The following is a 13347-nucleotide window of genomic DNA, read 5'->3' on the forward strand; positions in this document are numbered from 1 at the left end:
ATTTACTAGAAGTAACGCAGATGTCACGTGCTCTGACCGATCAGTCTAAGTTCCTTGGCCTGTGCTATCGCTTTGGTGCGTCGATTAACCTTTAATTTGGCAAAAATATTTTTCACATGAACCTTCACGGTACCGATGGCGATGATCAGTTGATCGGCTATTTCCTTATTGGACAAACCCGCCGCTAATAATGCAAGCACCTCTAACTCACGATCCGTGAGCGGTTCCTCCATTCGAATAGGCAATGGTTGCGATTTTTCATCTGCACCTGGTTCTGTATAAGCTTGTTCCGTAGAGCTTTGCAGCACGCACATCAAAACTCCTTGAGAGGCCATAGCCAGAACAACAGCCTTGCGATCATCGGAGAACACGCCGCCTGCAAGCTTGTTTTCAAGGTAAAGAACGCCAAGCATAGTGCCATGAATAGTTAAGGGTATGCATAGGACCGATTGAGGCCGCTGCTTCGCCACATACGGGTTATGAATCAGCCAAGTCTCCGCTCCTCCGGTATAATCGATCTCCTCTTGTGTACGAAAGACATATCGGATAATCCCTTCAGGCAAGAGGGAACTGTCAATCATTTCTAAAGGAAACGGGACAGTCTGCGCATCTGAATCCGCATATACCTGAATATAAAGTGCTTCATTGTCGCCCGTCAGCAGTGCGCCCTTACTTGCACCTGCATACTTCATGATGGTATTCAATATTTCTGCAAGAACAGCATCCGTGTCCATCTGATTCGTTATCGCCTGAGTTGTTTTTAGGATCGCCGCGAGATCAACGCTGTCAACGGGATTGGACTCGCTCCTAAATGCAGATGCTCCTGCCGCTTGCTCCGCATCGTTCCGGCCAACCGAAGTTTGTTCTTCGCATTCAATTGTTTGATCAGCATCCTCTTGCTGCCGCCAATGCCCTATCAGCTTCTCCAATTGAATGACCTTCACAGATACTTCCCATTGTTTGTATCCCTCAACAGCCAATTGCATATAAAAGAAAGCCGTTTTTTTCTTGTCGCTTCCCCAATAGTAGCTGGCAGCGAGTTCGCCTGCAAGGCTTGTCACCTGTATATCATTTTGCTCCCTCGCCTCGCGGATGGCTTTGTCATAGAGTGCCTCGGCCTTAATGAATTCGCCGGAGGCACGCGCAAATTCGGCTTGAAGGAGATCGTACCTAGACTGATAATTAGCCGGGCTCCATGCCGCCCATTTTCTAAAACGATGAAGATTGCGATTCAATTTTTTTTTCGTAGTTGACCATTTATGAGATGGTTTATGAGCAGCCAATACGGCAAGTGATTCATAAAAAAGGCATTCGGGCAAATGAGGTAAATGAGTGGCATACGCCTGATAGGACTCCGCTTGCCAAGCCCAGTGGATAGCTTCCTCATACTTACCCAACAAATAGCAAAGCTGAGTCTTATACGTGCTAAATTGAAATAAAGTGGTGGCAGAAGTCTCCTCTTTGCGAATCCGGTTCAAAAACTCCTCTTCTTCAAAGCCGGAGCCGCTGAATGAATCTGGCGCAGCCGTTCGACCTTGAAGGGCGAGAATAAATTGCTGATACAGGTAAAAATTTTGTTTCACGAATTCATCATTTGTTGTATCTAGCACCACCATATAGTCGGCAATCGTTTTGGCTAATTCACTTAGCGATGCTCTCGTGTACAAGGAATTGATATGCGCGCCAATGGCATAACTGGCAAACACATAGTCCCCAGAATCCATGCCGAAATGTAGAGCTTTTACTAAATAAGCGTCCCCTTCGCGGGCATTTCCGGCAAATTGGCAAAGTACTCCACCGAACATCGTATAGGTTTTACTTTTAATTGAACTAATGTTGTAATGCTCGGAAAGCTCCAGACCTACCTTGCTCATTGTGTAGCCCTTATCGACTTTGCCTAAGGCATTCCCCAAAAGCATGCCATATGAGGAATAAACGGCGGCGGAAACAGGCGTGTTTCCATATTTAAGCGATAGCTGAATGGCTCTGCACATCAACAGAAAATAGACCTTCTTATTGGTGAAGAAGGTGGAAGGTGTAATCGCAAAAATCAGATTCATCGCGGCAATTCCATCTCGATCCGACATTTCCTCCAAATGAGCGAGTCTGTGGTATCGATTACGAAGCAAAACTTCAATTCGCATCCCTTCAAGCAGGAGCACAAAGTTTCCTGGATTGGGCGAAATGATAATTTGATGCTCCTTCAGGCATTCCAGGCCGAGAGCAGTTCCTTCCAAATATTTTCCTTGATTGATGTACTGCATAATTCTAATCATTTGCACCCTGCTACGCTCAACCGAACTGCGAGCATGACGGAGCAAGAAATCCATGTCTTGCTCCGAGTGCTTATAATTGCCGCATAAATATTCGCATTCCGCTTTTTGAGCATGCAATTCGAAGCAGAGCTCGAACTTCTTGTCCCAATCATCCGCCGACAGCAGCTCTACCCCTTTTCTAAAATACCCCAACGCAATATCGTAGGCGGAGGAGGCCTTGGCAAGGTTTCCCGCATCCAGATTCAACTTTACGAGCTGTAGGATCTCCTGTACGTCCGCTATTCTTGCAGAGCCCTGATTGAGATGGTTGACAACATCAAAGGAGTTCTCTCCATATCCAGCGGCCTTGCCGTTCATGCATCTGCCTACTCGGAGATGAATAGTCTGTTTCGTTGTATCATCGATTCGGCTGTATATCAGCTTCTGTATGTTATCGTGAGCAAAACGAAACTTATCGGCTTCAACCGCCAAAATGAGCCCTTCGGACTCTATCATTGACCATTCTGGAATCAGATCTTCTATTTCCCGATTCGAAACGAGAGCTATCAAATGCGGGTGGAATATGCTTCCTACACAGGCGGCAATATTAAGCAGCTCTTGCGCATCACCAGAAAGACGGTGCAGCCTGTGCACGATCAAATCATTGATAGCATAGCTCGGTTCCTGCTCGATAATCTGTCCCAGATTCCATTGCCAGTATCGCTTCTCATGGTTGTACAGGAGAATGCCATCGTCCTGCAGGCGGAGCAATATTTGCTTGAAATGAAACAGATTCCCCTGTGATTTATGAAGCAGCAATTCCGTCAAGGAAAGAGTAAGGTCGGCATGGCTATTTAAAGTCTCCATAACGATACGGTTCATTTGCTCCAAGCCCAGCGGTGAAAGACGGATATGACGGACAACGGCTTGATCGGTAATGCTTCCGTCCGTTTCGTATCCCGGCAGCTTGCTCAGGTCTGTTTCCGTATGGCGATAGGCGCAGACAACCATCAAATATTGACATTCCGGATCGCATAGCAAAGCATGAATTAATTGAAGAGAAGAAGAATTAGCCCATTGCAAATCATCGATAAATAGGACGAGAGGATGTTCTTTAGAAGCCAGCGCTTGCACAAATTTGCGAAAAACATAAATGAACCGTTTCTTCGATTCATTGGCTGGAAGCTCTTCCACTGTCGGTGTAACGCCCAATAGCAGTTCGGCTTCAGGAATAATCGCTGTAATGACGTTGGCGTTCGAGCCCAAAGCTTCTTGCAGCTTTCGTTTCCATAGCTCCGACTGATCCTTTCGTTCCCCTAGCAAATGACGCATTAAACCGCGAAATGCCTGAATAATCGGAAGATAAGGGCTTTCTTTTGATAGTTGTTCGAACTTTCCCGTGATATAGAAAAAATCCCGTGAATGCTGTTTTTTACGAAACATCTCATCGATTAAGCTTGTTTTACCGATGCCGGCTTCGCCCGAAACGTAAACCATTTCTGTTGACCCGAAGCAAGCGGAATAAAAGGCCTGCGTTAGCATTGACATTTCATGCTCTCTGCCGTGAAACCTCGGTTCCATGAAGAACGTATCGTGAGAACGTCCTATTTTATCTAAGTCAGCTATCAAAAAACCGGCATTCTGGTAGCGATTATCCGGATTTTTTTCCAATAGCTTCATGACGACCGCTGTTAGATCGTCGGGTAAATGCGTTCCTTGATTCGTCAGTGGCGGGGGGCTTTGCGCTAGATGCATATACACCCATTCGAGCGGATTGTCGGTTAGAAAAGGAAGGCGGTCAGCCAGCATTTCGTAAAAAATAACGCCTAAAGAATATAGATCGCTGCGCTCATCTACAGTTCTTAGCATCCTGCCGGTATGCTCGGGTGAGCAGTAGGGCAAGCCTGCTTCGAAGATGCCATAGCCAGCCGGACGGACATACCCATCATCCGAGCGAGGTACGGCGCAGCCTGAATCGTGCAAGTAAGCCTCATTTCCATTTGAAAGAACACCTATCCGCTCAGGCCGCAAATCGAGATGGACGGTCTGCTGCTGATGAAGTTTCCCGACACAGGTTGCTATCGCTCTGGCAAGTGTGAGAAATACATCCGGCCTCATACTTGTTTGTCCATTCATAAATTCCCTAAGCGTGATGCCAACTTGATGCTCCGGCGTCAAATCAGAGTCATGTATGTCAAGCCCTAAACGGCCGGTTTGACTCTCGATAGGATGGTTTGCTTTCATTTTTGAACACCTCAAACGTATACGATACATCTTATTCTAATTGAAAAGCCGCCCGTATTACAGACGAAAATGACAGAATCCGCCATTCATTTATGTATTGCTGTTCACCGAAGCAGCATCAACCCAGTACACCTATAAGGAAGATTTTAGAACATCATGTATCGGAAGCCTCGTTGTGAAACTTGTTTAGTCGATAACCATTTTATCTCCAGTTATTGACTTCTTATGGTTCTTAACGTAAAATAGGGAAAATTGCATAACACTATAAATGCTTTGATGGAGAAAAGTAATTCAATACCTCCTTACAATGAGGAAACGCCGAAGATTGAGAGCGTTTCTGAGGAAAAGGGATGAATGAAGTTCGCTCCGGAGCAGTCCCTTGAAACCATTTTTGGTAAGTAGAGGTGTACCGGTTTAACCGTTATTTATTAAAGTGAGAGCATTTCTGTTTTTTCACAGGAAGGTTCTAATTTAGGGTGTACCGCGGCTCCTCGTCCCTTTCGGATGAGGGGCTATTTGTATTTTCAAGCAGTATTTTGTGTCGCAGTTTCCATTCCGTCTCGACCACAACAGTAAGGCTCGGTAGCTCAGTTGGTAGAGCATAGGACTGAAAATCCTAGTGTCGGCGGTTCGATTCTGTCCCGAGCCACCACAACATTTTCCTTTGGGGTTGAAGTTATTACGGTGGGGATTACTAGCAGTGGTAAGCGATATCCTGGCGCACAGATCTATTGAACGGAGAATGAGAGCTCAATAATCAACTAAGACGAGGCTGCCGGCACTTATCGGCAGCCTCGTTGTGATAACGGGTAGTAACTTAAAGAAAGCTTATAAAAATGAAGAGTGACCGACAGACAGTTTTTCGTAAGGGTAACGCAGACATTCAATGGTGTTGTTGATTAGCCCTTGCGTTGCGTTTGAAAGGGGGAATCTGCTCACGTCTTCCCGACAAAAACAGAGGGCTGCCATTCGGTAGCCCTCTAACTTCACTTTTCGTTCAACGAATAAATTCGACTGAGGAGTCTCGGGCGGATTCGAGTAAAATCCCATCGTCTGACGTGAATACGAGCGAGATCGGATCCGCCACTTCCAGCAGCAGGCGGCCTGAACCGTCCAGCAGTACGACGCCGTAGTCATCGTTTTCGCCAAGCCGGCATACGAGCCGGTCGTTCAACACTTGCACACCGGCGACCGGCTTTGTCCATACAAGCGGGTCTTCCCCCTTCGGGTCGGCCTGGTATAGTGTGAAATTCCATAATTAATTAGAATTGTTTCATAAATCATTAGACAATTTGTTGACAAAAGAGGGAGTTGAAGAATTTAAAAAACTTACATATCATTGAACGAAATTCTAAAAACATACGGTTTGCTTAACCCTAATCATGCACTGAATGCGTTACTGAATAATAATATCCATCCGGTAACTGGCCCCAGAGTAGATAATTGCAAAGGGCATTTATTCCTTAGAAAGGATCAAATACACATTGATATGTTATTCAATTCTAGGATAGGCAATAAAAGTGAGTAAAGATTCGATTGATTTGTTTTTAAATGAAGTGTGAGTTTTAATTTATTTTATCGTTGGGTTTGGATATTAAACGTCGCAGGCTCGTTCCCAGATGTTCCTGCCGACCTCCAAGAAAAATGGTATTGATGCTAGTATTATTGAAGGAATAATGTTAACCGGAAGAAGGTTTGAAAGATGGGTGTTACCGTTGTTTCAATTAGTGGGCCATCAGGCTCAGGTAAAAGTAGCTTAGTTAAAGCCATTGTTACTCTGCTTCCGAATTCTTGTTCGTAGATTCCCTGAAGATTTATCCAAGTGGGAAAATGCCGGTTTCAATCCAGATGAAACTCCAAAAATGGTCGAGGACCTGAAATCTATTGCCTTTGCCGTATTCACGGCTTTGATTGTCTGGTTTTTGCGTCAATTGTCTCAAGCTTATAAAAATTAGATGAATAGGACGGAAGGCAGCCGACCGGATGGAACGGCTGCTTTTGCTTATCCGCAGGGTAGTTGTCAATAATGAAATAATGCCGGAGCAATCCATACATGAACCGGTAATTAGCTGTTTCCGGTTCTTTTTTCTGTTGTCTTAAATCGATACGAATCGTTCTCTTGACGGGTGGCAATTTTATCCATTACAATACATACTGTTGTGAATGTATTTAAAATTTGAATTTAATATATCAAATTACTCTTTAGCAGGATTCCATCACTCTAATGGAGTTTACTATTTTCATAGAGCGATTCAATTGAGAAAAAAACAAGTTTAAATGGACCGTGGTGCTGGCCGAATTCTATCAACAAACGAAACGGGATTCGGAAATTCAGAACAAGCTTAAGGAGAAGTACAGGGAATGGATTGCGGGGATTGAAGAGTTAATCGTCGTGCTGCAGGAGCAAGGAGCAAGGATGGATTGCCCGTGACCGAGATACCCTTCAGATTGCGATTTTTACGGTTTTATTCGAAGGTACAGACGAGAAGGCGCTTAATTCTAGGAATGGCCAAGCTTATGTCTTGACGACGCGATGTGCAATAGCAGCCCAACCTGGGATGGGGGGATGATGTTTTTTATGCTGCGACGGATAATGAGATCGTTGTATTTTCTCAATCGATTGGCTGTAAGGTAACACCGTTTAAATTAACTCCACTCTTGGAGTAGCGAACATGCCATGATCCTATTTGCCAAATCTTCAAGTCCTGCAACATTGCGTATTGGGGATTCGGCAAAAGGTAAATCCAAGAAATCTCTTTCCAAACGATGGAGGCTCATGCCGATTCCGCTTTTCGGAAAGTTTAGATAGTTAAGGTGTTTTACATGGGGAGGAAAACTGAATAATGAGAAGAACGATAGTATGCGTCTTGATGGTTATGTTTGTTCTTCAGACGGTGTCGATTTCCGTCTGGACGAGGGAAGCTTATGCGGCACCGAGCGGCGGGGGAAGCGGGACGTCGGCCGATCCTTACATCATACTAACGCCTCAGGATTTGTCCGATGTTCGCAGCAATTTGTCCGCACACTACAGGCTGGGGGCGAATATCGATTTGGCGGGCTACGACTTCGACGGATCCGGTCCGGATACCGGAGGATGGATGCCGATCGGTAGCACGAGTAGCACCCCTTTTAAAGGCACGTTGGACGGGAACGGATATGCGATCCGTAACATAACGATCAACCGTCCATTTATACGGGTCGGGCTTTTCGGGGCCATAGGCACTAATGCTCAATTGATGAATGTTCGTTTGCTCGATATCAATGTGACCGGCAGTGGTGCGCCTAGTATCAGTGCGCCTGGCGGCGCCTTGGCGGGCAACCTCTTATCCGGCAGTACGATTCGAAACTCGATTGCAACCGGCAGGATAAGCATGAGCGGGGCTGATGCTGCCGCCGGCGGTCTGGTGGGCATCAACGCAGGCGGTACGATCGAGAATTCGCATGCGGTCGTTCATGTAAGCGGGGCGGCAATGAGGCATGGCGGCTTGGTGGGCACGAATGCCGGCACGATCCGGAACTCCTATGCAGCGGGCAACGTATTCGGGGACCAAGAAGTAGGCGGCTTGGTAGGCTACCACAATTCAGGTTCTATCGAAAATTCATATGCGGCGGGCAATGTAACCGGGATCTCTGGGGTTGGTGGCCTGGTGGGCCGGAATGATACCGGCAACACTTTCCCGGACTCGTACTGGAATATGGAAAATTCCGGCCAATTAACCAGTTACGGTGGAACCGGGGTCACCACGGAGGGCATGAAAGATACGAACACCTTCGCAGGTTGGAATACCTCGATTTGGGGCTTTCGCGACAGGGAAACGTATCCGTATCTGCTTGCGTCTAAGCTCGGAATCGGTGTCAATCCGCTTGCCGGGGCGACGTATAGCCTCCATCCCGGTCAGGATGCGTTGTCGGTGACGGGAAACGTTTATCATGAAACAAACGGGGAACAAGTCGCCGTCAAATATGACATTCGGGACGGCTCGAATGTCACCGTTATTAGTGCAACATATAACGAAACTTCCGACGGCGGCAGCGCTCAAGCGATCAACCGCAGATTGCCGCTGGCCGGATTGAATAACGGAAACTATACATTAATCGTTACTGCTTCGGACGCCCATAACATGGTAGTCGGCGCGATGCTTGCTTTTAAGGTAGATACTGCGATTCTGCCTCCTCCATCGGTCAGCTTAGGGACGAATGGCAACGAGAACTGGTCGCAGTCGGCATCGACGGCGGTGACCGTGAGCGACAGCGGAGGAGGCGTGAACGACTCTACGCTGCAATATGCGTGGTCGGCTGAACTGTCAACCCCGATTGCGGGCTGGACTGCGTTCGCGAGCGGGGATACGCTGACGAAAAGCGGAGCCGAGGGAGATTGGTATCTGCACATTCGGGCGAAGGATGCCGGCGGCAATACGGCGAATGTGGTATCGGGCCGATTCCGTCTGGACAATACGAACCCGGCAATCAGCTTCGGAACGAGCGGCAGCGAGATGTTTGCGCAGTCGGCATCGACAACGGTGACAGTCTCGGATAACAGTAGCGGATCAGGCGTGAACGCATCTGCACTGCAGTATGCCTGGACGACCGACACCGTGACGCCGGGAGCAGGCTGGTTGTCGTTCATGAGCGGAGATACGCTGACGAAAAGCGGAGCCAACGGAGACTGGTACTTGCACATTCGGGCTCAAGACACGGCCGGCAATACCGTGAACGCGCAGTCGAACCGTTTTCGGTTGGATAATACCGCGCCGACGGTCAGCTTCGGAACGAACGGCAGCGAGACGTGGGGGCAGTTGGCATCGACGGCGGTGTCGGTTACGGACAACGGTAGCGGGGTGGATGCAACAACTCAGAAGGAGTATGCGTGGAACGCGGATACCGCGACGCCGGCTTCGGGCTGGACTTCGTTCGCGAACGGGGATACGCTGACGAAAAGCGGAACTGACGGGGATTGGTACTTGCACATTCGAGCTCAAGACAAGACCGGCAACACCGCAAACGCGCGATCGAACCGCTTCCAGCTGGACAATACCGCGCCGACGGTCAACATCGCGATGACAACAGGCGACGGGAACGTATACTCGGACAATACATGGACGAATCAGAACGTCGCCGTGAGCGTAAGCACATCGGATTCGAGCAGCGTAACCCCGTCGCTCACGTACTCGCTCGACGGCGGAGCGACATGGAACCATTATGCTTCGACTATAGAACTGCAAAGCGACAGCGTGTATTCGCTCTCATTCAAAGCCAGCGATCAGGCAGGCAATGAAACGGTCGAACAATGTACGGTGAAGATCAACAAAAGCGGGTTAAAGCTGACGCCTACGCTGGTTAAAGCGGACGGAAACGCCTACACGAGCGGCTCATGGACGAATCAGAACGTCACGTTGAGCGTCTACGCCGAGGCGGGCGCGAGCGGGATTGCTTCACTTACCTATGTACTGAACGGAGGCGCGGCACAGGCATATGCGTCCGGAACGCCGATTACGTTCGATCAGGCAGGAGCACATGCGATAACTTTTCAAGTGACCGATATGGCCGGCAATACACTCTCCGCATCGTTGGCGGTGAACATCGATAAAACGTCGCCATCGGTCACCTTCGGAACGAACGGCAGCGAGACATGGACGAATTCGGCTCAATCAACGGTGATGGTAACGGACAGTGGCAACGGGGTGAACGCCTCCACGCTGCAATATGCGTGGTCGGTCGATACGTCGATTCCGGCAGCAGGCTGGATGTCGTTCATGAGCGGTGATACAGTGACGAAAAGCGGAGCCGACAGGGACTTGTACTTGCACATTCGGGCTCAAGACACGGCCGGCAATACCGTGAACGCGCAGTCGAACCGTTTTCGGTTGGATAATACCGCGCCGACGGTCAGCTTCGGAACGAACGGCAGCGAGACGTGGGGGCAGTTGGCATCGACGGCGGTGTCGGTTACGGACAACGGTAGCGGGGTGGATGCAACAACTCAGAAGGAGTATGCGTGGAACGCGGATACCGCGACGCCGGCTTCGGGCTGGACTTCGTTCGCGAACGGGGATACGCTGACGAAAAGCGGAACTGACGGGGATTGGTACTTGCACATTCGAGCTCAAGACAAGACCGGCAACACCGCAAACGCGCGATCGAACCGCTTCCGGCTGGACAATACCGCGCCGACGGTCAACATCGCGATGACAACAGGCGACGGGAACGTATACTCGGACAATACATGGACGAATCAGAACGTCGCCGTGAGCGTAAGCACATCGGATTCGAGCAGCGTAACCCCGTCGCTCACGTACTCGCTCGACGGCGGAGCGACATGGAACCATTATGCTTCGACTATAGAACTGCAAAGCGACAGCGTGTATTCGCTCTCATTCAAAGCCAGCGATCAGGCAGGCAATGAAACGGTCGAACAATGTACGGTGAAGATCAACAAAAGCGGGTTAAAGCTGACGCCTACGCTGGTTAAAGCGGACGGAAACGCCTACACGAGCGGCTCATGGACGAATCAGAACGTCACGTTGAGCGTCTACGCCGAGGCGGGCGCGAGCGGGATTGCTTCACTTACCTATGTACTGAACGGAGGCGCGGCACAGGCATATGCGTCCGGAACGCCGATTACGTTCGATCAGGCAGGAGCACATGCGATAACTTTTCAAGTGACCGATATGGCCGGCAATACACTCTCCGCATCGTTGGCGGTGAACATCGATAAAACGTCGCCATCGGTCACCTTCGGAACGAACGGCAGCGAGACATGGACGAATTCGGCTCAATCAACGGTGATGGTAACGGACAGTGGCAACGGGGTGAACGCCTCCACGCTGCAATATGCGTGGTCGGTCGATACGTCGACTCCGGCAGCAGGCTGGATGTCGTTCATGAGCGGTGATACAGTGACGAAAAGCGGAGCCGACGGGGACTTGTACTTGCACATTCGGGCGTCGGATGCGGCAGGTAACCAAGTGAATGCGGTGTCGAACCGCTTTCGACTGGACGCATCGGCAGCGGAGTTGAGCGGATTGTCGCTCTCGGCGGGTACGATGAGTCCTGCATTTTCGGGAAATACGATTAGTTACTCGGCTCATGTGTCTAACGGCATATCCGGAATAATGGTTACGCCTATTACCGCAGACACATCAGATGCGGTAACAGTGAGTGTAAACGGCGGCTTACCGCAGACGGTGACGAGCGGTACGAAGAGCGGGACTCTCGCGCTACACGAAGGGGCGAACACGATTACGGTTGCTGTCACTGCTCTGAACGGGGCACAGAATTCGTATACCGTTACCGTGAACCGTGCAGATCGCCAGTCTGACAGTCCGCAATCGGGTACAAACCTTGCCCCCGATTCCATTGATCCCGAGTTTATTCTGGACTCATCAGGCGCAGTGAAGCTGATCGTAGACCCATCAATGATCGATAAAATCACTCAGCCGGATGGCTCCGTCATCGAAATAGTCAAACTCGATGATAGGATGCTGACTCAATCGTCGGAATTGTTGAAAAAAGCCGGCAGGCCGATCTTGACCATTGAAGTGAACGATACTGAACAGGCCGTGAAGGTACCGATTCCCGCTTTTTGGATCTCCTCTGTTGTCAATTCCGTTCCGAATGCAATCATTGAAGTAGAGCTGAGCGGTTCAAGCTTCCAGCTCGTCATCAGTGTTCTTGATCTGGAAGGGTTGGCTGCACAGCTCGGCGTCGAGCTCAAAGACTTGAAGGTGAATGTAACCATAGAGCAGGTGAGCGGACAAGTCAGGAAGGAACTCGAACAAACCGCAGCTTCCCGAGGGGGAAAGGTGATCGGTAGCGCCGTCGATTACAAGGTAACGGTCGAGGCAAACGGGCGATCCGGAGAGGTTCGCGATTTCGGCGGGACGTACATGTCCCGAGCGATTGTGCTGGACGCGGATGATGCGGGTAAGGTTATTATGGCCGTCCTGTACGATCCCGCCACCCGAACGATCTCTTTCGTCCCGTCTGTTCACGCTGTCCGAGTCGATGACACACGGGAAATTTCCATGAGCGTGCCGCATAACAGCATCTACGCCATCGTGGAAGCCGACGGCAAAACGTTCGCCGATCTGATCGGCCACTGGGCGAAAGCGGACGTGGAGCTGCTGGCGTCGAAGCTGATCGTGCAGGGTGTCACAGACAGCCGCTTCGATCCGAATGCCGACGTCACTCGGGCCGAATTCGCCGCACTGCTCGTTCGTGCTCTAGGCCTGTCGATGAACCCGCAAGCGGCAAGCTCGAGCTTTGCGGATGTGGCGACGAGTGCTTGGTACGCGCCTGCGGTGGAAGCGGCGGTGAAAGCCGGACTGGTGGGCGGAACAGCGCCGGACCGCTTTGCGCCGGGCGAGCGGATTACACGCGAACAGATGGCGGTCATGCTTGCCAGAGCGTTGACGGTTACAGGCAAACAAGCGAGCGCGGCAGATCTAGAGAGCGGGCGGCTTGCCAAGTTTGCGGATCGGGCATCGATATCCGTATGGGCGCTGGCATCCGTAGACCAAGCTGTGGCTGCTGGTATCATCAAGGGCATGACTGACGATACTTTTGCGCCGTCGGAATATGCCACCCGGGCTCAGGCGTCCGTCATGCTGAAGCGGTTGCTGCAGCATGTGCAGTTTCTCGATTAATGAGACTAACGGCATCATTCCGCATTCCATACATGCTCTAATTGCCGATGAGGTCAACCCTTGGCTCCGTGTGTGGAGCCAAGTTTTTTTGTATAAGCCCCCTCAGTTCGACTGGGGGCAGGAATACTTATAGCTATGAGTAGTCAATTGAAAGCTGATACAATTGAAGCTGGGAATTCCGTCTTGAGGACCTGCAGTTATCA

At 50.0% G+C, this 13347-nt stretch carries 5 protein-coding genes and 1 tRNA gene; 4 read left to right on the forward strand and 2 right to left on the reverse strand.

Annotated features, from left to right (window positions below; all coding sequences use genetic code 11):
- Positions 1-23: 23 nt before the first annotated feature.
- Positions 24-4499 carry an AAA family ATPase gene (locus ACKGJP_RS06975; RefSeq protein WP_409344945.1) on the reverse strand — a complete coding sequence of 1492 codons (4476 nt, stop codon included), beginning with the start codon at positions 4497-4499 and terminating at the stop codon, positions 24-26.
- A gap of 576 nt (positions 4500-5075) precedes the next feature.
- Between ACKGJP_RS06975 and ACKGJP_RS06980 the strand changes: the two genes are divergently transcribed.
- Positions 5076-5151: transfer RNA gene (locus ACKGJP_RS06980), tRNA-Phe, on the forward strand.
- 345 nt (positions 5152-5496) lie between these two features.
- On the opposite strand, the gene ACKGJP_RS06985 is transcribed toward ACKGJP_RS06980, so the two are convergent.
- Positions 5497-5682 carry a hypothetical protein gene (locus ACKGJP_RS06985; RefSeq protein WP_409344946.1) on the reverse strand — a complete coding sequence of 62 codons (186 nt, stop codon included), beginning with the start codon at positions 5680-5682 and terminating at the stop codon, positions 5497-5499.
- A 519-nt stretch (positions 5683-6201) separates the two neighbouring features.
- On the opposite strand from ACKGJP_RS06985, the gene ACKGJP_RS06990 reads away from it, so the two are divergent.
- The 3 genes from ACKGJP_RS06990 (at position 6202) to ACKGJP_RS07000 (ending at position 13144) form a co-directional block, all read left to right on the forward strand.
- Positions 6202-6300, forward strand: coding sequence for an ATP-binding protein (locus ACKGJP_RS06990; protein ID WP_409344947.1), 99 nt, complete (start codon positions 6202-6204; stop codon positions 6298-6300).
- A 483-nt stretch (positions 6301-6783) separates the two neighbouring features.
- Complete coding sequence (locus tag ACKGJP_RS06995) at positions 6784-6930, forward strand: hypothetical protein (protein ID WP_409344948.1); 147 nt, start codon at positions 6784-6786, stop codon at positions 6928-6930.
- 412 nt (positions 6931-7342) lie between these two features.
- The gene (locus ACKGJP_RS07000) at positions 7343-13144 is read left to right on the forward strand and encodes an S-layer homology domain-containing protein (protein ID WP_409344949.1); all 5802 of its coding nucleotides are present in this window, start codon (positions 7343-7345) and stop codon (positions 13142-13144) included.
- Positions 13145-13347: the final 203 nt, after the last annotated feature.

The sequence above is a fragment of the Paenibacillus litoralis genome (assembly GCF_046244365.1).
GTDB lineage: Bacteria > Bacillota > Bacilli > Paenibacillales > NBRC-103111 > Paenibacillus_V.